Source organism: Micromonospora sp. RB23 (assembly GCF_053585025.1).
In genome coordinates this window covers 2,376,132-2,396,386 of the sequence record NZ_CM132111.1, presented here as the reverse complement: position 1 = coordinate 2,396,386, position 20,255 = coordinate 2,376,132, and the positions used below count along the sequence as shown (strand labels likewise).

At 72.7% G+C, this 20,255-nt stretch carries 19 protein-coding genes; 12 read left to right on the top strand and 7 right to left on the bottom strand.

All coding sequences use genetic code 11. The features are described from left to right. Positions 1-9 precede the first annotated feature (9 nt). From ACTFTM_RS10995 to ACTFTM_RS10975, 5 genes are all read left to right on the top strand, one after another. Positions 10-858, top strand: a complete 849-nt coding sequence (locus ACTFTM_RS10995; RefSeq protein WP_449565695.1) for a hypothetical protein — start codon at positions 10-12, stop codon at positions 856-858. Continuing rightward, positions 848-2,686 carry a class I SAM-dependent methyltransferase gene (locus ACTFTM_RS10990; protein WP_449565694.1) on the top strand — a complete coding sequence of 613 codons (1,839 nt, stop codon included), beginning with the start codon at positions 848-850 and terminating at the stop codon, positions 2,684-2,686. Before ACTFTM_RS10995 ends, ACTFTM_RS10990 begins: the two co-directional genes overlap by 11 nt. A 65-nt stretch (positions 2,687-2,751) precedes the next feature. Beyond that, complete coding sequence (locus tag ACTFTM_RS10985) at positions 2,752-3,474, top strand: cytidylyltransferase domain-containing protein (protein WP_449566603.1); 723 nt, start codon at positions 2,752-2,754, stop codon at positions 3,472-3,474. 113 nt (positions 3,475-3,587) lie between these two features. Then, the gene (locus ACTFTM_RS10980; RefSeq protein ID WP_449565693.1) at positions 3,588-4,529 is read left to right on the top strand and encodes a spore coat protein; all 942 of its coding nucleotides are present in this window, start codon (positions 3,588-3,590) and stop codon (positions 4,527-4,529) included. A 162-nt stretch (positions 4,530-4,691) separates the two neighbouring features. Further along, positions 4,692-5,324, top strand: coding sequence for an alpha-ketoglutarate-dependent dioxygenase AlkB (locus ACTFTM_RS10975; protein ID WP_449565692.1), 633 nt, complete (start codon positions 4,692-4,694; stop codon positions 5,322-5,324). 114 nt (positions 5,325-5,438) lie between these two features. On the opposite strand, the gene ACTFTM_RS10970 is transcribed toward ACTFTM_RS10975, so the two are convergent. Beyond that, complete coding sequence (locus ACTFTM_RS10970) at positions 5,439-7,922, bottom strand: DNA gyrase/topoisomerase IV subunit A (RefSeq protein WP_449565691.1); 2,484 nt, start codon at positions 7,920-7,922, stop codon at positions 5,439-5,441. A gap of 32 nt (positions 7,923-7,954) precedes the next feature. Next, positions 7,955-10,012: a DNA gyrase/topoisomerase IV subunit B gene (locus ACTFTM_RS10965; RefSeq protein ID WP_449565690.1), complete on the bottom strand. Its 2,058-nt coding sequence runs from the start codon at positions 10,010-10,012 to the stop codon at positions 7,955-7,957. Positions 10,013-10,223: 211 nt separating this feature from the next. On the opposite strand from ACTFTM_RS10965, the gene ACTFTM_RS10960 reads away from it, so the two are divergent. Both ACTFTM_RS10960 and ACTFTM_RS10955 read left to right on the top strand, forming a co-directional pair. Continuing rightward, positions 10,224-10,964 (top strand): hypothetical protein, encoded by a 741-nt coding sequence (locus ACTFTM_RS10960; RefSeq protein ID WP_449565689.1) that lies wholly within the window; start codon positions 10,224-10,226, stop codon positions 10,962-10,964. Between the two features lie 180 nt (positions 10,965-11,144). After that, positions 11,145-12,401 (top strand): hypothetical protein, encoded by a 1,257-nt coding sequence (locus ACTFTM_RS10955; RefSeq protein WP_449565688.1) that lies wholly within the window; start codon positions 11,145-11,147, stop codon positions 12,399-12,401. 115 nt (positions 12,402-12,516) lie between these two features. On the opposite strand, the gene ACTFTM_RS10950 is transcribed toward ACTFTM_RS10955, so the two are convergent. Beyond that, a complete protein-coding gene (locus ACTFTM_RS10950; RefSeq protein ID WP_449565687.1) occupies positions 12,517-12,687 on the bottom strand; it encodes a hypothetical protein in 171 nt (56 codons plus the stop codon). A gap of 184 nt (positions 12,688-12,871) precedes the next feature. On the opposite strand from ACTFTM_RS10950, the gene ACTFTM_RS10945 reads away from it, so the two are divergent. Beyond that, positions 12,872-13,498, top strand: a complete 627-nt coding sequence (locus ACTFTM_RS10945) for a hypothetical protein (protein WP_449565686.1) — start codon at positions 12,872-12,874, stop codon at positions 13,496-13,498. 158 nt (positions 13,499-13,656) lie between these two features. Next, on the top strand, positions 13,657-14,022 hold the full coding sequence (locus ACTFTM_RS10940) for a hypothetical protein (RefSeq protein ID WP_449565685.1): 366 nt from the start codon (positions 13,657-13,659) through the stop codon (positions 14,020-14,022). A gap of 51 nt (positions 14,023-14,073) precedes the next feature. Here ACTFTM_RS10940 and ACTFTM_RS10935 read toward each other — a convergent pair whose 3' ends face one another. Then, positions 14,074-15,021: a DUF72 domain-containing protein gene (locus ACTFTM_RS10935; protein ID WP_449565684.1), complete on the bottom strand. Its 948-nt coding sequence runs from the start codon at positions 15,019-15,021 to the stop codon at positions 14,074-14,076. Positions 15,022-15,155: 134 nt separating this feature from the next. Between ACTFTM_RS10935 and ACTFTM_RS10930 the strand changes: the two genes are divergently transcribed. After that, a complete protein-coding gene (locus tag ACTFTM_RS10930; protein ID WP_449565683.1) occupies positions 15,156-15,659 on the top strand; it encodes a DinB family protein in 504 nt (167 codons plus the stop codon). 103 nt (positions 15,660-15,762) lie between these two features. Further along, a complete protein-coding gene (locus ACTFTM_RS10925; protein WP_449565682.1) occupies positions 15,763-16,041 on the top strand; it encodes a hypothetical protein in 279 nt (92 codons plus the stop codon). On the opposite strand, the gene ACTFTM_RS10920 is transcribed toward ACTFTM_RS10925, so the two are convergent. Together ACTFTM_RS10920 and ACTFTM_RS10915 are read right to left on the bottom strand one after the other, a co-directional pair. Further along, positions 16,010-18,082, bottom strand: a complete 2,073-nt coding sequence (locus ACTFTM_RS10920) for an amylo-alpha-1,6-glucosidase (RefSeq protein WP_449565681.1) — start codon at positions 18,080-18,082, stop codon at positions 16,010-16,012. The two genes, ACTFTM_RS10925 and ACTFTM_RS10920, sit on opposite strands and share 32 nt — an antisense overlap. Then, on the bottom strand, positions 18,079-18,504 hold the full coding sequence (locus tag ACTFTM_RS10915) for an SCP2 sterol-binding domain-containing protein (RefSeq protein WP_449565680.1): 426 nt from the start codon (positions 18,502-18,504) through the stop codon (positions 18,079-18,081). Before ACTFTM_RS10915 ends, ACTFTM_RS10920 begins: the two co-directional genes overlap by 4 nt. Before the next feature lie 94 nt (positions 18,505-18,598). On the opposite strand from ACTFTM_RS10915, the gene ACTFTM_RS10910 reads away from it, so the two are divergent. Beyond that, entirely contained in the window at positions 18,599-19,699 is a 1,101-nt protein-coding gene (locus ACTFTM_RS10910) for an NAD(P)-dependent alcohol dehydrogenase (RefSeq protein WP_449566602.1), read from the top strand. A gap of 19 nt (positions 19,700-19,718) precedes the next feature. Here the strand turns inward: ACTFTM_RS10910 and ACTFTM_RS10905 are convergent, their stop codons facing one another. After that, entirely contained in the window at positions 19,719-20,228 is a 510-nt protein-coding gene (locus ACTFTM_RS10905; protein ID WP_449565679.1) for a mycothiol transferase, read from the bottom strand. Positions 20,229-20,255: the final 27 nt, after the last annotated feature.

Sequence of the window (20,255 nt, the reverse complement as noted above, 5' to 3'; positions counted from 1 at the left end):
GGGAAGCTGATGCACCACGCGAACCACTTCTACGGCCACGCCCACGTGCTGGCCCGTTACGCCGGTCTCGGGGACCGGCATCCGCCACGGATCAACGGGTACGTGCAGCACGGCTGGAACATCGGCGACGGCCTGGCGCCGGGTCACCCGTACGCCGACCGGACGCCGAGCCTGCTCTGGTCCGAGCAGACCCGCCGCCGAGCCTGGTCGGTGGGGCGGCGCAACGTCGTCGTGATCGGCGCCCCGTTCATCTACCTGCTGGCCATGCGCCCGGACGACCCGCCGGAGCAGGAGCGGGAGGGCACCATCTGGTACCCGTTCCACGGCTGGGAGGGCCAGCACGTCAAGGGCGACCACCGGGAGCTGATCGCCCGCATCCGCGACACCGAGCCCGGTCCGGTGACGGTCTGCCTCTACTGGCACGAGTACGGCATGCGGCACGTCCGGCGCCTCTACGAGCGCGCCGGGTTCCGGGTGATCTGCCACGGCTACCGGGGGCACTGGTGGAAGGACACCGACCCGGAGTTCCTCGACAAGCAACTGACCGAGCTGCGCCGGCACCGCCGGGTAGCATCCAACCGGCTGACCAGCGCGATCTTCTACGGCATCGCGGCCGGCTGCGAACCGGCGGTCTACGGCGACCCGATGATCCTGTCCAACGAGGACCCGACCTTCGGCGGCACCGCCCGCATCCGTCGGCAGTGGCCGGAGCTGCACGGCACGAAGGTCGACCTGCCCACCGCCGTCTCGATCGCCCGCGCGGAGCTGGGCGTCGACCACCGCTGCACCCCTGCCGAGCTGCGTGAGCTGCTGGGCTGGGCGAACCTTGGGGAAGAAGAGGACGACAGTGACGACTGAGACCGCACCCGCCGGCCGGATCACCCTGCCCGGCGGTGAGATGCTGGCCTGGTCCGACCTGCCGACGGAGCGGTTGGCCGACGGAGGTCCGCTCGCCGCGCTGGCCGCCCGCATCGTGCCGCCCGGCGCCCGCGTCCTGCTGGCCGGCCCGCACGATCCGGCGCTGCTCGACCGGCTCGCCCACGCCGAGGTGACCTGCCTGCTGCGCAGTCACCCGGACGCCGTGGCGCTGGCCCAGCGGGCCGCCCGCGTGATCGTCGGCGGCCCCGCCGGCCTGGCCGGCGACGAGACGTACGACGTGGTGATCGCCGCCGCCGGCCTGGACCCGATCGAGTCGGTGGAGGGCGCCCGGCTGGGCTGGGACGGCGTGCTGGCCCGGCTGGTCGCGGCGGTACGCCCCGGCGGCGCGCTGCTGCTGCGTCTGGACAACCCGCTCGGGCTGCACCGGCTGGTCGCCACCAGCCCCTGGTACGCGGCCCGTGACGACTCCGCCTGGGTCATCGGCGGCGTGCTCGACGCGGCGCACCCCGCCAACCGGGACCAGCTCCGGCAGCGGCTCGCCGAGAGCGGGCTCCGCCCGAGCGCCTGCTGGGCCGCGTACCCCGGTGGCGCGACGGCGACGGCGCTGCTCGACGCCGACCAGCTCGACCGCGGCGCGGACCGGGGGCTGTTCGACGCGGTGCTGCACGGCGCCTGCGCGGGCGCGTTCGCCCCCGCGACGGTTCTCCAGGACCCGGCCCGGCTGGCGGTGGACGCCCTGCACGCCGGGCGCGCGGCCGACTTGGCGCCGGCGTGGCTGATGCTGGCCCACCGGCCGGGCGGGCCCGCGGACTCCCCCACCGACGGGGACCTGCCGGTGGCGCTGGTGCAGACGGGGTCGTCCGGCCAGCCCGGGATCGGTGTGCTGGAGGTGCGCGACGGCCCGTCCGGCTGGCGGTGGGGGCACGTCGCGACCGCCGGGACGGCCGTGCCGAACGGGCCGTTCGCCAGCCGCGAGGCCGCGTACCGGGACCCCGGCGCCCTGAGCGGGCCGGTGCCGTCCGGGCGGCTGCTGCACACCCTGCTGCTCGACGCCGCGCTGCGCCGCGACCTGGCCACGCTCCGCGCGCTGCTGCACGGGTACGCGGGCTGGCTCGCCGACCAGGCCGACGCCGACGGACGGCTCGCCGGCTCCGCCGCGCTGGCCAGCGCCGACAACATGGTTCTCGACGGGGACCGCTTCGCGGTGCTCGACCCGAGCTGGCGGGCCACCGACCGGCTGCCCGGCGACGTGGTGCTGGCCCGCGGGCTGTGGCGCTTCGCGGCGGTCCTGCTCACCGGCGGGTACGCCCACCCGTGGTCGTCCACCCTCGACGTCGCCGGCCTCACCGTCGTCCTCGGCGGATTGGCCGGCCACGACCTGGACCGGGCGACGGTGGCCGAGGCGGTCCAGGCCGAAGCGGCGATCACGGCCAGCCTGCACGGCCTGGCCGCCGAGCACCGCACGGCCCTCGCCACCGAACTCCAGGCGGTCGAACCGACCGACCCACCGGTCGGGGCGCACAGCTACCAGCAGTTGCGCGAGGCGTGGCTGCGCCAACGCGAGGAGATCAGCCGGCTCGCGGCCCTGACCCGGTGGACCGACGAACTGCTCACCTCCCGGGAGCGGGCACTGCGCCGGGCCGAAGCGAAGATCGGCCTGCTCAGCGGGTCCATCAGCTACCGCGTCGGCCGGCTCGCCATCACCCCCGCCCGGCTCGCCAAGCGGGGCGCGCGTGCCGCGAAGCGACGTGCCCGTGCGGCGCTCGCGCCGAAGCAGCTCGTCCAGCAGCAGGAGGAGCAGCAGTGACCGGCGACGGCGACGCTTCCGTGACGGCGGGCCGGCCTGACCCGGGCCCGACCGTCACGCCACGGATCGTGGGGATCGTGCAGGCCCGGATGGGCTCGTCCCGGCTGCCCGGCAAGGTGCTGCGCCCGCTCGCCGGACGGTCCGTGCTCGGCCGCGTCGTCCGCGCCGCCCGCGACAGTGGCGTCCTCGCCGACCTGGTGGTCGCCACGAGCACCGACGCGGTCGACGACGCGGTGGTCGACGAGTGCCGGCGGCTCGACGTGCCGTGCCATCGCGGCCCGGTCGACGACGTGCTGGGCCGGTTCGTGGGCGCGCTCGCCGCACACCCGGGCGACGCGGTCATGCGGTTCACCGCCGACTGCCCGCTGCTCGACCCGGAGATCATCACACTGGTGGCCTCGGTGTACCGGGCCGTACCCGGGTTGGACTACGCGAGCACGTCGATCGCGCGCACCCTGCCCCGAGGGCTGGACGTCGAGATCATCCGCGCCCAGGCCCTGCGTACCCTGGACCGGCTCGCCACCGGCCACCACCGGGTGCACGTGACCTCGTACGCGTACACCCATCCGGAACTGTTCCGGGTGCTCGGGGTGACCCTCACCCCGGACCGTTCGGGGCTGCGGCTGACCCTCGACACCGAGCAGGACTGGGCGCTGGTCAGCGCCGTCACCGACCACTTCGGCGACGTCAGCGTCCCACTGGCCAAGCTCGCCGACTGGCTCGACGGGCAACCCCGGCTGCGCGCACTCAACGCCGACGTACGCCAGAAGCGGCTGGAGGAGTCCTGAGCACGCTACGGGTCGGTCTGCGCTGCGACGCCGGGCCGCTGCGCGGCGTCGGGCACCTCGTCCGCTGCCTGGCCCTCGCCGAGGAGTTCCTGGCCCGGGGCGCCCACGTCGCGGTGTTCGGCACGGTCGAGCGCGTCGGCTGGGCCAGCGCCGAACTGGCGACCCGCGGCATCGAGCTGCACCCCGGTCCGGAGTCACCGGGCGCGCTGGTCGAGGCGGCCCGACGACACAACCTCGACGTGGTGGTCCTCGACTCGTACGAACTGGACCCGGCCGCCGCCGGCGCCCTGCGCGCGGCCGGCATCTTCACCCTCGCCGTGATCGACGGGGACAGCCGGGGCCAGGACGCCGACCTCTACCTCGACCAGAACTTCGGGGCGCAGCATCCGGCGCCGCCCGGCCGGCTGCTCGCCGGCAGCGGGTACGCCCTGCTGCGCGACTCGGTCGTGACCGCCCGTCCGGCCACGCCCCGGCCGGCCACGACGGTCGGCAGGCCCCGGGTGCTGGCCTTCTTCGGCGGCACCGACGCGGTCGGCGCGGCACCGGTGCTGACCCGGGTGCTGCTGGCCACCGGCCACCCGATGGACCTCACGGTCGTCGTCGGGCGACCCGAGATCGAGGCCGAGCTGGAGGCGATCAACCCCGGGCGGGGGCAGGTCGTCCGTCCCGTCCCGCCCACCGGCTCGCTGCCCGCCCTGATCACCGGAGCGGACCTCGTCGTCAGCGCCGCCGGCACCTCCACCTGGGAGCTGTGCTGCCTCGGCGCGCCCTCGGCGCTGGTCTGCGTGGTCGACAACCAGCGCGAGTCGTACCACCGGGTGGTGCGCCACGGCCTGGCCGCCGGCCTCGGCGAACTGCCGGAACTGACCGCCGCCGGCATGCCCGGGCGGGCCGCCCGCGCGACGGCGGCGCGAACCCTGAACGGGCTTCTCAGCTCGCCGCGACGCCGCGCGGCGCTGGCCGCGCGGGCCTGGGCCGCCGTGGACGGCCAGGGCCGCGCCCGAGTCGTCGACGCGGTACTGGAAGCCGCCCATCCAGCCCCCGCCAAACCCTGACCCCCCGCCCTCGCGATCTTGCACTTACTGTGGCGGCGTATCGGGCAGATCCCTTGATGTCGACAACCGAGACTGCAAGATCGACGCGTTCTGGGGTGGGGGCTCCCGACGCCCGGACACGCACTCGCACGGGTGTACGAAAACGCTGCTAGGGTGGGCTGCATGGAGGCCGTTTACCAGCCGTCGATGCTCGACCTGACCGACGCGGAGCCGACCCTGGGGCCACTGCCCGGCCCGATCCAGCGGCACCAGCTGAGTCGGGGCGCCTGGGTCGACCACCTCCCCGGCTGGGTGACCGGCTCGGACGCGGTCCTCGACACCCTGCTCGCCGAGGTGCCCTGGCGCGCGGAGCGCCGCACCATGTACGACAGCGAGGTCGACGTGCCCCGCCTGCTCTGCTGGTACGACGGCGACCGGCGACTGCCGCACCCCGTGCTCACGGCCGCGCGCACGGCGCTGACCCGGCACTACGCGCCCGAGCTGGGCGAACCCTTCGTCACCGCCGGCATGTGCCTCTACCGCTCCGGCCGCGACAGCGTCGCCTGGCACGGCGACACCATCGGCCGCTCCGCGCACAGCGACACCATGGTCGCGATCGTGTCGTTCGGCTCCCCCCGACCGCTGCTGCTGCGCCCTCGCGGCGGCGGCGACAGCCTGCGCTTCCCCGTCGGCCACGGCGACCTGATCGTCATGGGCGGCTCCTGCCAGCGCACCTGGGAACACGCCATCCCCAAGACCACCCGCCCGGTGGGCCCGAGGGTGAGCGTCCAGTTCCGCCCGATCAACGTCGCCTGACCCCCTCCCCCTGCCCGCGTGATCAAGAGGCTTGCGTCACGCCACGCCGGGAGCCATGACGCAAACCTCTTGATCACCGGGGAGAACCGGTCCACCGGGGCCCGGGGTCGGGGTCTAGTCGCGTTCGATCAGGTGGCCGATGACCGTTGGGCCGAGCATCACCGCGAAGCCGCTGCCGTCGCGGCGGGGATCCGCCGCCGGCAGTTCGACCGGCTCGCCGGTCGCGGTCGCGCCGACCGGGCGCGGTCCCACCCAGGCCACGGCGACGTCCGTCTCACCCTTGAGGAAGCGGTGGGCACGCACGCCGCCGGTCGCGCGGCCCTTCGGCGGGTACGCCTGGAACGGCGTGACCTTGACCGTCGCGCCCGTGGAGGTGACCACCATCGGCTCGCCGTGACCGGGATCGTCGGTGCGTACCGCGCCGAAGAAGACCACCCGCGCCCCGGCCGGCAGGTTGATACCGGCCATGCCACCGCCCTTGAGGCCCTGCGGGCGGACCACCGAAGCCGCGAAGCGCAGCAACGACGCCTCCGAGGTCACGAACGTCAGCGTCTCGGTGCCGTCGGTCAGCCAGGTCGCCCCGACCACCTCGTCACCGTCCCGCAGGCCGATCACCTCGAACTCGTCGGAGCGCACCGGCCACTCCGGGGCGCAGATCTTGACCACGCCCTGCCGCGTACCCAGCGCCAACCCGGGCGAGGCGTCGGCCGCGCCGCCCAGCGGAGCCAGACCGACAACGGTCTCCCCCGCCTCCAGCGGCACCAACTCGGCGGCGGACATGCCGCCACGCAACGACACCGTGCCGGCCTGCTCGGGTAGCACCGGCAGCGGCAGTACGTCGATCTTGAAGGCGCGACCCGCGCTGGTGACCAGCAGCACCCGGCCGCGGGCCGTGGAGTGCACGGTCGCGCGTACCGTGTCGTGCTTGACCCGGCCGTTGCGCCGACGCCCCTCGGCGCTCTCCTCCGACTCGGCCGCGGTCCGGGCGACCAGCCCGGTCGCGGAGAGGATCACCTGGCACGGATCGTCGGCGACCTCCAGCGGGCCGGCCGGCGCGGACGCCGCCAACACCTCCTTCAGGTCACCGTCGACGAGCGTCGTACGCCGTTCGGTGCCGAACTGCTTGACCACGGCCGCCAGCTCGTCGGAGACCAGCTTCTTGAGCACCCGCTCGTCGTCGAGGATCGTGGACAGCTCGGCGATCTCGGCGCGCAGCCGCTCCTGCTCGGCCTCCAGCTCGATCCGGTCGTACTTGGTCAGGCGGCGCAGCGGCGTGTCCAGGATGTAGGTGGCCTGGATGTCGGAGAGGCCGAACTGGCTCATCAGCCCGTCCTTGGCCGCCTGCGCGTCGTCGCTGCCCCGGATCAGACGGACCACCCGGTCGATGTCGAGCAGCGCGATCAGCAGACCGTCGACCAGGTGCAGCCGCTCCTCACGCTTGCGGCGACGGTAGGAGCTGCGCCGGGTGACCACCTCGTACCGGTGGGCGAGGAAGACCTCCAGAAGGGCCTTCAACCCGAGGGTACGGGGCTGACCGTCGACCAGCACGAGGTTGTTGACGCCGAAGGACTGCTCCAACGGGGTCAACCGGTACAGGTCGGCGAGCAGCGCCTGCGGGTTGACCCCCACCTTGCACTCGATGACCAGGCGGGTGCCGCTCTCCCGGTCGGTGAGGTCCTTGACGTCGGCGATGCCGGTCAGCCGCTTGGTCTTGGTGACCTCGTTGGTGATCGCCGCGATGACCTTCTCCGCGCCGACGCCGTACGGCAACTCGACGACGGTGATCGCCTGGCGGCCCCGGCTGCCCTCGATCGGGCCGATCTCCACCTTGCCGCGCATCCGCACCACGCCGCGACCCGTCTCGTACGCGCGGCGCACCTCGTCGAGGCCGAGCAGCACGCCGCCGGTGGGCAGGTCGGGCCCGGGGACGAACTCCATGAGCTTGTCCAGCGTGGCGTCCGGGTGGTTGATCAGCCAGCGGGCCGCCGAGACGACCTCGGCGAGGTTGTGCGGGATCATGTTGGTGGCCATCCCGACCGCGATCCCGGACGCGCCGTTGACCAGCAGGTTGGGGAAGGCCGCCGGCAGCACGGTCGGCTGCGTCAACGACCCGTCGTAGTTGGGCTCGACGTCGACCGTGTCCTCGCCCAGCTCACCGACGAGCAGCATGGCCTCGCGGGACATCCGGGCTTCGGTGTAACGCGCGGCGGCCGGGCCGTCGTCCGGGGAGCCGAAGTTGCCGTGCCCGTCGATGAGGGGCACGTTGAGCGAGAAGTCCTGCGCGAGGCGGACCATGGCGTCGTAGATCGCCGTGTCGCCGTGCGGGTGGTACTTACCCATCACGTCGCCGACCACGCGGGCAGACTTCACGTGGCCGCGATCCGGGCGGTAGCCCTGCTCGTACATCGACCAGAGGATGCGCCGGTGCACGGGCTTGAGGCCGTCGCGCGCGTCGGGCAGGGCGCGGGAGTGGATGACCGAGAAGGCGTACTCCAGGTAGGAGTCCGAGACCTCGGTGACCAGCGGATTGTCGAAGACCCGCGCGCCGGCCTGGTCGAACGAGGAGAGGTCGACCTTGTTTTCCTTGCGGCGTGCCATGACTCAGCTCTCCACTCGAATGGGACGTCGGCTCATGCGTCGATCGCCTCACGGTCGACCCGGTCGGCGGAGTCGATCAGCCAGTTGCGGCGCGGCTCGACCTTCTCGCCCATCAGCAGTTCGAGGATGCGTTCGGCGGCGTCCACGTCGTCGAGGGTGATCCGGCGGACGGCGCGGGTGGCCGGGTTCATCGTGGTGTCCCACAACTCGTCGGCGTCCATCTCACCGAGGCCCTTGAAGCGTGGGATGGGCGTGACGATCTGCTTGCCGGCCTTCTCCAGCTTGCGGACCGTCGTCTCCATCTCGGCCTGGGTGTAGGTGTAGACGGTCTGCGGGTTCCGCCCCTTGGTGGTGATCTTGTGGAGGGGCGGCATCGCGGCGTAGAGCCGACCGGCCTCGATCAGCGGTCGCATGTAGCGGGCGAAGAGGGTGATCAGCAGCGTACGGATGTGCGCGCCGTCCACGTCGGCGTCGGCCATGATCAGGACGCGGCCGTAGCGCAGCGCGGAGAGGTCGAACGTCCGCCCCGAGCCCGCCCCGAGCACCTGGACGATGGCCGCGCACTCGGCATTGTCCAGAACCTGCTGGAGGTTGGCCTTCTGCACGTTGAGGATCTTGCCCCGGATCGGCAGCAACGCCTGGTACTCCGAGGAGCGGGCCATGCGGCTCGTGCCGAGGGCGCTGTCGCCCTCCACGATGAACAGCTCACTGCGGTCGATGCCCGTCGCGCGGCAGTCGACCAGCTTCGGCGGCATGGACGCGCCCTCCAGGGCGGTCTTGCGCCGGGCGGCGTCCTTCTGCTGCTTCTGCGTGAGCCGCACCCGTGCCGCATCGACGATCTTCTGGAGGACGACGCGCGCCTCGGCCTTGGTGCGCCGGTCCTCCAGCCAGGACTTGACGTGCGCGTCCACCAGACTCTGGATGACCTTGGTGATGCCGGTGGTGGACAGCTCGTCCTTGGTCTGCGAGGTGAACTGCGGCTCGGGAATCCGCACGTGCACCACGGCGGTCATCCCCTCCAGGACGTCGTCCAGGGTGGGCGGCTCCTCCTTGGCCTTGAGCAGGCCGCGGGTGTTGCGGACGGCGTCGGCGAGGGTGCGCACCAGCGCGCGTTCGAAGCCCTTGCGGTGGGTGCCGCCGTGGGCGTTGCGGATGGTGTTGGTGAAGCACTCGACGGTGCGCTCGTAGCCGGTGCCCCAGCGGAACGCCACCTCGACCTCGGCGCGGCGCTGCACGTTGGACTGCATGACGCCGTTGGCGTCGGCGGCGTTCTCCCGGTACGTCCCCTCGCCGTTGACCAGCAGGATGCCGGAGACGGGCCGGTCGCCGGCCGGCGCGAGGAACTCGACCATGTCGCTGAGCCCGTTGGGATAGTGGAACCGCTCCTCGGCGGGCGCCGCACCGGTCAGGTCACGCAGCAGGTAGGTCACGCCGGGGACCAGGAACGCGGTGTTGCGCAGCTTCATCCGGACGGCGTCGACGTCGAGCGCCGCGCCGGTCTCGAAGTAGCGGGCGTCGTGCCACCAGCGGATGGAGGTGCCGGTGCGCTGGCCGCGCTTCATCGCCCCGGTGACCTGGAGGCCCGGACCGGCGGTGAAGGGCGCGTCCGGCCCGTCGCCGTCGAAGATCCCGGGTACGCCGTGCCGGAAGGACATCGAGTGGACCTTGCCGCCCCGGCGGACGGTGACGTCGAACCGACGCGACAGCGCGTTGACGGCGGAGGCGCCCACGCCGTGCAGGCCGCCGGAGGTCTTGTAGCCGGAGCCGCCGAACTTGCCGCCCGCGTGCAGGCGGGTCAGCACCAGCTCGACGCCGGAGATGCCGGACTTGGCGTGCACGTCGGTGGGGATGCCCCGGCCGTCGTCGTCGACCTGGACCGAGCCGTCGGGGTGCAGGATCACCTCGACGTGGCTGGCGTGGCCGGCGACGCCCTCGTCGGTCGAGTTGTCGAGGATCTCGTTGACGAGGTGACCCACGCCACGGCTGTCGGTGGAACCGATGTACATGCCGGGCCGCTTGCGAACGGCGTCCAGCCCCTCGAGGTGGGTGAGGTCATCGGCCCCGTACAGGGTGTCAGGCTCTGCGGTCAACTGGTCGTACTCCCCGGTCTCGGCGGTGTGGTGCGGCGTCCCAACTGTCGGTCGGCCGGCGCGCGCCGCAGCGAGCCTAGCCCGAGACTGAGACAACTCCCGGAGGACCTACGCGACCCGCCGTGCTCGACTCGGCGAACGTGAGCCACCGAACAGCCGCACGGTGAGCACGGGACCACGCAGAGATACCCACGCCGGTACGATTCCTCACTTGGGGGACGACGGACGCGGGGAGGCGGTCGTGGTGGACGAGACGACGCGCGACTCCCTACGGCGTTCCCTCGGTACGCGTGCCCGGCGCTGGCTGCTCGCGGGCACCCTCCTGGCGGGGCTGCTCAGCGCCGTTGCGCTCGTCGCGGCGGCGCCCGCCGATCGGACGTTCGTCGACCTGTCGGGCGTGGTCCAGAGCCTGATGTCGGTGGCGACGCCCCTGTTCGGCATCCTGCTGGCGCACGATCTGCGCCGGACGCCCGCCGGTGTCGTGCCGACGGTGCTCGGGGTGCTGCTGCCGGCCGTCGTGATCGGGGTGGCCGGTGTGGTGATCTGCGCCGCGACCCTCGCCCTGAGTCCGGCCGACGGGGCGGCCGACCCGTGGCGGCACGTCGGCACGGTCGCGGTGGGCGGGGTGCTGGTGCAGGTGGTCGCCGGCCTGGTCGGCACCGGGCTGGGTCTGCTGCTGCGCTCGCGGGTGGTCGCGTTCCTCGCCACGATCGTTCTTCCGTTGGGCCTGTTCGGGCTGTTGGGGGCCGTGGACGCGCTGCGCCCGGCGCAGCCGTGGCTCACGCCGTTCGGCAGCGTGCGCAACCTGCTCTCCGGGGAGATGAGCGTGCTGCGGTGGGCGCAGTGGCTGTGCGTACTCCTGATCTGGGGCGTCGGTCTGAACGCGCTCGGCGCAACCGTGCGCGGCCGGCGCGAGGGCGACGTCGGGGTGCCGGCCGTCAAGGGCGCGTGACGCCCGGGCGCCCGGCGCCTTCCACAGTGGTGTGACCTCGCGCCGGCGCGTACCGCTGCGCGCCGCAACCCACGTGTCGATCGTCGAAAGATTCCGTTACGGGCCATTGACGCCCGTTGCACAGGGGTGATCTGATCGCGCTCTCAGAGAATCTTTCATCTTTCGATGGATGGGGGCCCCATGCCCAGGTTCCGCCGTACCGCGCTCGCCGCGGCACTCACGATCGTCACGGCAGCGCTGTCGACCGCCGTCGCGCTGCCCGCCCCCGCGACCGCCGCGTTGCCCACCGCCGCCGTGGCGCTCGGCGACAGCTTCATCAGCGGGGAGGGCGCCGGGTCGTACAACCCGGTGGTCGACGTCAACGGGGTCACCCAGGGCTTCCCCGGCTGGACGGCGCCGAACAACAACGCGTTCTTCTGCCACCGGTCGGCGAACGCCTCGCTGAACCAGGCGAACCTGCCGGGCATCCAGAACCGGTTCAACCTGGCCTGCTCCGGCGGTCAGCCGCACGACATCGCCAACGCGTCCCAGGCACGGGCCAACGGCCGCACGGTGGCCGCGCAGCTCGACCAACTGCGTGCCGTCGCGCAGACCCAGGACATCGACCTGGTGCTGATCGGCCTGGGTTCCAACAACAGCTCGTTCACCTTCGGCAGCGTCGCGGAGACGTGCGCCAACCGGTTCATCGCCGACGCCTGGACCGGGTGGTGGGAGTTCTGGGCGTACCTGAACGGGCCGGTGGAGCAGAAGCCGTGCAGCGACGAGGACCTGGCCACCGCCGCGCAGCTCAGCGCCGCGACCGCCGAGACCACCGCCGCCGTACGCCAGATCCTGACCACCCTCGACCAGGTGGACGCGGACGGGCAGCACCGGGTGGTGTTCCAGGACTACACGAACCCGCTGCCGCTGGACCTGAACGCGGCATTCCACGAGGAGGACGGCCGCGACGACACCCGGGACAAGTTCCGTGACCTCGGCGCCGAGCGGTACGCGGCCGGCTGCCCGATCCACCGGGCCAGCCTCGCCCCGGGGCACCGCTTCTCCCAGGGCCTCGGCGGCATCGTGAAGTCCACCCGGGACACCCTGGCCGCCGAGTTCCCCAACGACGACCTGGTCTACCTGAACGTGCAGCGGGCCTTCGACGGCGCACGGCTGTGCGAGACGACGTCCAGCCCGACCGGCGCGCTGGCCACCCCGATCCGGCTCCAGGACGGCGCGACGGGCACCTTCGTGACCAGCCTCGCCGGCAAGGACAAGATCGCTATTCAGCGGATCGCCAACACCTGCGTCAGCTATTTCCAGACGTGCCAGGAGTCGTGGCACCCGAACGCCACCGGGCACCAGGTGCTCGGCCAGTGCCTCGCCGGCGCCGCCGTCACCGCCGCCCGCGCGGTGTCGTGTGTCCGCGCCACCAACGGGACGATCTCGGTCTCCTGACCGGTTTCACCACCGGAGGCCCCGCCACCCGGCGGGGCCTCCGTCGTGTCCGCCCAGGGCCTGTTTCAGAAGAGCCGGCCGGCCTGCGGCGGAGTCCGCCCTTGTGGAACAGGCCCTAGTCCTCCTGGTCCAGCGGCGTCAGGTCGCCGTCGCGCTCCACCTCGATCGGCGCGTGGTCCTTGCGCGGCGGGACCTCGGCGGTGCTGCGGTGCGGGTCGTTGTCCGGGTGCATGAGCACCGCGTCGGTCTTGGGGGTCTTCTCGCGGACCTCGTCCGGCTGCGACATGTCGTTCCCCTCTCGGTCAGCGTCGACGGGATCTACCCGTTGACGCGCGGACGACTCCTGCCGCGGGCGCTTCGCGACCGCGAGGCCCGGATGTCCCCGTCGCGGGGAACGACCGGGCAACGACGGGGTTAGCCGTCCGAGCGGCGGGTAAGCCGCGTCGCCCGACACGGCGGAAGGGGATCACATGTCCGAACGACACACCGCACTGCGCTCGATGCACGATCTGGGTCTGGCGGCCTGGTTCGGCGGCTCCCTCATGGGTGCCTTCGGCGTCAACGGGGCAGCGGCGAAAATCAACGACTCGACCCAGCGACTCCCGGTGGCGTCGGCCGGCTGGTCCAAGTGGACACCGGTCAACGCGGCCGCGATCGGCGCGCACCTCGCCGGCGCGGTCGGCGAACTGGTCACCGAGAGCCCGCGGGTGGCGGCCCAGCGCGGAGTGGGCAGGGCCAGCGCCCTGAAAACCGCGTTGACGATCGGCGCGCTCGCGGTCACCGGCTACAGCCGGCTGGTCGGCATGCGGTTGGAGAAGGCGGGCGGACCGCCGGTGAGCGGCGCCACCGAGCCCAACCACCAGACGCCGGCCAGCGTCGCCTCGTCGCAGCGACAGATGAAGCTGCTCCAGTGGGCGATCCCGGCGCTGACCGGGTCGCTTGTCGTGGTGACCGCGTACATGGGTGAGCAGCAGAAGCCCGGTCAGGTGCTGCGCGGCATCCTCAGCCGTACCGGCGGGATGCGGAGCGCGCCGGCGGGCCTGGCCAAGATGGGCATGGGGATGGGCAAGCGGCAGATGGCGATGGCCGGACGCTGAGCGTCGGGCCGGCCGGCGTCCCGTCGGACCGTCGACGGCGGGACGCCGGCCGGCCCGACGTGCCCACCCGGGCGCTCGCGGCGACGGGTGGGCAGGACCGGGCCCGGGGACGGGCAACCCGTCCGTCAACAGCGGCGGACCGACCGAGCGAGGTGGCCATGACGGCACACGAGGGACGCGGCGGTGACCGCCTCGAACCGGAGGCGACCAAACCGTGGGGAACCGGCGACGACTTCGACGCCGACGCGCCCTGGGGCACCGGTGACGACTCGCCGCTGGACGAGGGCAGCGAGGAGACGGCGGTGCCCGAGGGGCGGCGCGGTGAACGGCGCGCGGGCTCTCCCGCCGGGCGCAGCGGTCCGGCCGGACGGCACGGCTTCGGCTCGGTCGAGCCCACCCGCACCACGATGGCGGGGCCGGGCGCGCCGCCCGATCCGGCGCCCAGCGGGCGGACCTTCCCCGACGACGCGGACATCAACGAGCGGTCCCAGGACGCGTTGCGCAGCCGGGGTCGACGCTCCTGAGCAGGGGCGCTGCCCGCGTGCCCGGACGGGGTGCACGCGGGCGACGGCCGCTCAGCCGGGCGACGCCGCGACGGTCTGACCGTCGGACGGCCGACGCGGCCCGAGGGGTGCCCGCATCTCGCCGAGCATGGTCTCGGCGAGCAGTTGCGCCAGGCGGGTGGCGTCGCGCTGAGCCTGCCCGGCGCAGCAGTTGTTGAACAGCACGTGCAGGTCGTCGACGTCCGCGGCGAGCCCGGACAGCCGTTCCGCCCAGTCGCGCAGTTCCTGCTCGGCGTACGCGTAGCGGAACTTGTCCTGCTTGTCCCCGTCGCGCCACGCGTCGCTGTGACCGTGGAAACGGACGATCGCCGGCTCCGCCGTGCGCGCCAGGATCGGCGGCACCGACGACGGATGTCCCTGCGGCATGTCCACGCAGACCAGTGAGAGGTCGTGCGCGCGCAGCAGGTCCAGGGTCGCGGCGGTGGCGGCGCCGTCGAACCAGGACCCGTGCCGCAGCTCCACCGCCACGCGCCACGGCCGGCACCGCCGCGCCAACTCCACGATGCGTCGCTCGGCGGCGGCCCCACGGGCCAGCCAGGGCGGAAACTGCAGGAGCACGGTGCCCAACTTGCCGGCGGCCGCGATCGGGGCCAGGGCCGCCCGGAAACGGACCCACAGCTCGTCGTACGCCTGCTCGGGCAGGTCGCGACGGCGGACCCGGCCGGGGCCGCCGGCCGGTCGCAGGTCGCGCGGCAGCGCGGCGACCGGCGTGGGATGCCCGGTGAAGAGGCTGAACGCCTTGACGTCGAACGTGAAGTCGTCGGGTGTCGCGTCGACCCAGCCCTGTGTCGTCTCCGGGACCGGGACGGCGTAGTAGGAGGTGTCCACTTCGACGAGCGGAAACCGGCCGGCGTAGAAGGCCAGCCGGCCGGCCGGCGTGTTGGCCGAGCGGGGATACCAGCCGGAACGCAGCAGCGACTGGTCGGCCCAGGACGACGTGCCCACCTTGATGACACCCATGTCATTCAGTGGACAGTCCCGCACCCCGATCGGCAACCGCTGACGCCCGATGCCCTCAGGGCGTGTCCGATCTGGAAGTGTCGGTGTGCGGTCCTAGGCTGCTGGCCGACGGACTTCGAGGAAAGGGCGCCACCATGACCAGCACTGCGCAGCTCACCGGGGAACGGGCCGACCTGTTGCAGACGCTGCGCCGGCACCGGGGCTTCCTCCTGCAGACCGTCGACGGTCTGACCGACGAGCAGGCCGCCACCCGCAGCACCGTGAGCGAGCTCTGCCCTGGTGGGCTGATCAAGCACGTCGCGAGCACCGAGGAGCGGTGGATGTTGTTCGCCGTGGGTGGCGCCGAGGAGATGCAGCGGGCCGAGATCGACTGGGTCGGCCAGTTCCGGATGACCCCGGACGAGACCCTGGCCGGGCTGGTCGAGCGGTTCCAGGCGGTGGCCGCCCGCACCGACGAGTTGATCGCCACCCTCGATCTGGACACGGCCCATCCGCTGCCGCAGGCGCCCTGGTTCGAGCCGGGCGCGAGTTGGACGGTGCGTCGCGTGCTGCTGCACCTGATCGCCGAGACCTCCCAGCACGCCGGGCACGCCGACATCCTGCGGGAGGCGATCGACGGGGCCAAGACCATGGGCTGAGCCCCGGTCCGGCGGCCCGCGGTCCGCGTTCACGTCGTGTTCCTCGTCTCCCCGCGTTGGCGGATGTGACATCGCCCGACGGGGCGGCGCTGAGGGACACGAGATGAACGCGGACCGGATAGACAGTGAGACCGCCGAGCTGCTGCTCGGTGGTCTCCCCGTCGACGAGTCCACCAGAACACGTCCGGTTGTGCTGCTGCTGACGGCGGTCCGCGCCGCCGCCCGGCCCGGCGAACTGGCCGGTCTGGGTCACGCCGTGCGGGGCTTCCGCCACGTCCAGGCGCACGGCCACCGCTCTCCGCCGGCCCAGCGGGAGGCGCCCGTGGGAGAAGACGCGACGGTTGCTGACGTCAGGACCGGAACGGAGACGTCGGGGGCCTGACCGGCCGGGAGGAGCGCTCGCCGGCGTACGCGTCGGTGCGGCCCCAGCGCCCGGGAACGCCGAGCAGGTCGACGCGGCCGAAACCCGCCGGCAGGGCGGGCCTGACCAGCAGGTCCTCACCGGTGGGGCGCAGACCCAGCAGGGTGCCGAGCAACATCAGCAGAGCTCCCGAGGACCACGACTGCGGCCGGCCGGCCGAGGGCAACTGGACCGGATACTTCGTCAGACTCCGCTCGTAGCCGGCGATCACCTCCGGTACCGCCCCGCCGAGCGTCTGGGCCAGGTCGAAGATGCCGTTCGCGATCCGGGCCGCGTGCGTGTCGAACCGGTAGTGCCGTAGCCCGGCGGCGATCAGGGCGTTGTCCGACGGCCACACCGCCCCCAGGTGTGACCCCACCGGGTTGTACGGGCGCTGACCGGCGGCGTACGTCCGTACGCCCCAGCCGTTGAAGAGCCGTGGTCCCACCAGGTGCTCGGCGACCGCCTCGGCCCGATCGTCCGCCACGATCCCGCTCCACAGCAGGTGCCCGATGTTCGAGGACAGGGCGTCGACCGGCTCGCCGTACGGGTCGAGCGCCAGCGCGTAGTACTCCCGGTGCGGGAGCCAGAAGTCCCGGTTGAACCGCTCCTTGAGCGCCGCGGCCTCCTCATCGAGGCGGTCGGCGTATTCCGGGTCGCCCCAGAACTCGCGGGCCAGCCGGGCGCCGCGCCGCTTCGCGTCGTACGCGTAACCCTGCACCTCGCAGGTGGCGCGGGGGAAATCGGGCAGCCGTCCGTCCGCGTCGATGATCGCGTCCGTGGAGTCCTTCCAGGACTGGTTGACCGCGCCGACGCTCTCGTTGCGGCGCTGGTAGCGCACGTAGCCGTCCCCGGTCATGTCGCCGAACTCGTCGATCCAGTCCAGCGCCATCCGGGCCGGTTGGCGTAGCTCGCGGACGAGCTGGGCGTCGCCGGACCAGCGCTCGTACTCGTCGAGCAGCACCACGAACAGCGGGGTGATGTCCGCGGCGGCGTAGTACACCGCGCTCGGTCGCTCGCCGAAGACGCTCGACTCGCCGTAGCGGAGCTCGGCCACGATCTTGCCGGGCTCCTCCTCGCGTTCGTCGTCGAGGTGGCCGCCCTGGAGCAGGGCCAGCATCCGCAGCGTGGCCGGCGTCAACTCCGGGGTGAACGCCAGCGTCTCCAGGCAGGTGATGATGCTGTCCCGTCCCACGAAGGCCATCGACCACGGGAGGCCGGCGACCGGCACGCGCTCGGCGGTCGACAGCGGCCGGTATCGCAGCGCGGCCAGGTCGGCGAGGCTCCCCCGGTACATCTCCTCCAGGCCGTCGCGCTCGGCCACCAACCGCGGCGCCCGGTCCAGCCAGGCCGCCAGATCCTCCCGCATTCCGGTGCGGACGGCCTGCTGGTGCGCCTGAAGGCTCTCCCGCATGTCCTGACCGCCCTCCCCGACGACGGTCAGGACGACGTGCAGGTCGGTCTCCCACTGCCCGTGCGGTGCGACGCGGATCCGGAACGTCATCCCACCCTCGTCGACGTCGACCGCGGCGGTGCTGCTGATCGTCGTCTCGCGGACGAACCGCTGCCGCTCGTAGCGCAGGGTGAGCCGTTGGCGCGCGGAGTCGACGTCGACCCGTACGTCCCGCCGCCGCAGGTTCCCGATCTCCGAGATGTCGGCGAAGTCGCTGCCCATCTCCATGCGGATGGTGAGTTCGGCCGGCTGCGGCGAGTGGTTGAGCACGGTGAGCTTCTCGTGGAAGCACTCGTGGACCGAACGGTGCCGGATGATCGACACGTCGGCGTCGACGTAGTGGCTCGCGGCGCCGGGCACCAGGAAGAAGCGGGTCTCGAAGTACGTCATGTCGTCGCGGGAGAGGGCGTTGATCCGCTCCCCGTCGACGGTGAGCACCCAGTGCGAGAGGAAGCGCGTGTCGAACGCGAAGAGCCCGACGGGCGCCTGCGGATCCACCTCGACGTCACCCTGGGCGTCGCTGATGGCGAACACGTTGCCGGCGAGGACGTGCACGAGTTCCTGCCTCATGGCCGCTCGTCCCGCCCGCTGACCGCCGCCTGCCCGGCCGGCGCGCTCCGCCGGGCCAAGGCGGCCCGCCCCAGCTCGCGCGGGTGTCGGGCGCCCCTCGGGCCCGGTAGGACGCGTCGCAGCACCAGCAGCAGCCGCATGTCGCCCCGCAGAGTCAGCTCGTTGCGCAGCAGCGCCGTACCCGGGGGCAGGTCGCCGCTGGCCAGCTCGTCGAAGACCGCACGCGGCGCGCGGACGACCAGGTCCGCGTCGTCGGACGAGCGGCTGACCCGGATGTGCTGGTCCGCCACGGTCAGGTACCAGTGCTCGGTGTGCCCGTCGTCGCGCAGGTCCAGCCGTAGGGTCCCGGTGGTCGTCTCGGGCAGGTCGAAAGGCCGGTCCGTGTCCAGATGCTCCAGGTAGCTCGTCGCCGTCGTGCCCATCACATCCCCTCCCGCATCCCCGCAGAATTCCTCGCGGCGGGGTGAGAGCGCTTCACCCTGAACGGGTGAACCACCGTGCCACGATCAACGTTTGGTGTGGTGGGCGCTGGGCAGCCACCGGCGCGAGGACACCGGCGAAGGGACCGACATGCGGGCGCTGCGGCTGCGGGAGTGGAAGTCGACACCGGAGCTGGTCGAGGTCGCCGAGCCCACGCCCGGTCCCGGCCAGGTGGTCGTGAAGATCGGCGGCGCGGGCGCCTGTCACTCGGATCTGCACCTGATGGACGAGTTCGAGCCGGGCGCGATGCCCTGGAATCCGCCGTTCACGCTCGGGCACGAGAATGCCGGGTGGGTGCACACGCTCGGCGACGGGGTGTCCGGGTTGACGGTGGGGCAACCCGTGGCCGTGTTCGGCTCGTGGGGATGCGGCACCTGCGCCCGGTGCCGCGTCGGCATCGACCCGTACTGCGAGGACCCGGCCGGCTCGCCCGTGCCGGGCGGCGGCGGCGGGCTGGGCCTGGACGGTGGGATGGCCGAGTACCTGCTGGTCCCGGACGCGCGGCACCTCGTGCCGCTGCCCGACGGGCTCGACCCGGTGCACGCCGCGCCGCTCACCGACGCTGGTCTCACCCCGTACCACGCCATCCGACGGAGCTGGCCGAAACTGTCGCCGGGCAGCACCGCCGTCGTGATCGGCGTTGGTGGGCTGGGACACCTGGGCGTGCAGATCCTCAAGGCGACGACGGCCGCCCGGGTCATCGCCGTGGACACCCGCGCCGAGGCGCTGGACCTGGCGCGGGAGTACGGCGCCGACCAGACGGTGACCCCGGGGCCCGAGGCAACCAAGGAGATCCGGCGGGCCACCGGCGGGCGGGGCGCCGACGTGGTGCTGGACTTCGTCGGCAGCGACGCCACCCTGACGCTCGCCGCGGCGGTGGCCCGCACCGTGGGTGATCTGACGATCGTGGGCATCGGCGGCGGCACCCTGCCGGTCTCGTTCTTCTCCGTGCCGTACGAGGTGAACATCGCGACCACCTACTGGGGAAGCCGGAACGAGCTGGTGGAGGTGCTGGACCTCGGCGCCCGGGGCCTGGTCCGCCCGAGGATCACCACGTTCGCGCTGGAGGGCGCCCTCGACGCGTACCGCCAGATGCGCGACGGGACGCTCGAAGGCCGGGCCGTGATCGTGCCGTGAGCCCGGCGGGCGCAGGGCGTCAGCCGCGCTCGAGCAGGCCGCGGACGTAGGCGGCCTGGCCGGCGTGTTGCGCGTCGTCGTCGGCGATGCTGACCAGCCGCACGCCGAGGCTGACCGGCGGGTCCCACGACTCGTCGACGATGCGGTCCAGGTCCGCCGGGCGCAGGCCGGCGAGGAACGATCGGGTACGCGCCGAAACCGCGCCGTAGTAGTCGATCAGCGCCTGCGCGCTCTCCGGCCGTACGCCCGCGACCTGGGCGGGCGTGTGTCCGTAGCCGGTGTCGTGCGGGTCGGCGACGAGCCCGAACCGCCCCGGCCAGTCGCCGCTGGTCCAGATCTGCTCGGTGTCGAGCAGGTCGGCGACGTGGTGGTCCTGGACGCGGGTCAGGTGCCACACCAGCCAGCCGATCGAGTTGGCGCCCTCGCCGGGCGCCCAGCGCAGCTGCTCCGGCGTGAGGCCCTCGACCGCCGTGCGGACGAGGTCGGGCAGCCGGTCGTACGTCTCGGTCAGCAGGTCACTCACGTCCACGGGTACGCCTCCTGGTGGGTTCTGGAT

Coding starts and splice junctions, on each gene's coding strand:
- ACTFTM_RS10970 (WP_449565691.1), bottom strand. CDS start 7,922: ATGGCACGCCGCAAGGAAAACAAGGTCGACCTCTCCTCGTTCGACCAG.
- ACTFTM_RS10955 (WP_449565688.1), top strand. CDS start 11,145: ATGCCCAGGTTCCGCCGTACCGCGCTCGCCGCGGCACTCACGATCGTC.
- ACTFTM_RS10915 (WP_449565680.1), bottom strand. CDS start 18,504: ATGGGCACGACGGCGACGAGCTACCTGGAGCATCTGGACACGGACCGG.
- ACTFTM_RS10925 (WP_449565682.1), top strand. CDS start 15,763: ATGAACGCGGACCGGATAGACAGTGAGACCGCCGAGCTGCTGCTCGGT.
- ACTFTM_RS10940 (WP_449565685.1), top strand. CDS start 13,657: ATGACGGCACACGAGGGACGCGGCGGTGACCGCCTCGAACCGGAGGCG.
- ACTFTM_RS10975 (WP_449565692.1), top strand. CDS start 4,692: ATGGAGGCCGTTTACCAGCCGTCGATGCTCGACCTGACCGACGCGGAG.
- ACTFTM_RS10920 (WP_449565681.1), bottom strand. CDS start 18,082: ATGAGGCAGGAACTCGTGCACGTCCTCGCCGGCAACGTGTTCGCCATC.
- ACTFTM_RS10945 (WP_449565686.1), top strand. CDS start 12,872: ATGTCCGAACGACACACCGCACTGCGCTCGATGCACGATCTGGGTCTG.
- ACTFTM_RS10935 (WP_449565684.1), bottom strand. CDS start 15,021: ATGGGTGTCATCAAGGTGGGCACGTCGTCCTGGGCCGACCAGTCGCTG.
- ACTFTM_RS10995 (WP_449565695.1), top strand. CDS start 10: ATGCACCACGCGAACCACTTCTACGGCCACGCCCACGTGCTGGCCCGT.
- ACTFTM_RS10930 (WP_449565683.1), top strand. CDS start 15,156: ATGACCAGCACTGCGCAGCTCACCGGGGAACGGGCCGACCTGTTGCAG.
- ACTFTM_RS10950 (WP_449565687.1), bottom strand. CDS start 12,687: ATGTCGCAGCCGGACGAGGTCCGCGAGAAGACCCCCAAGACCGACGCG.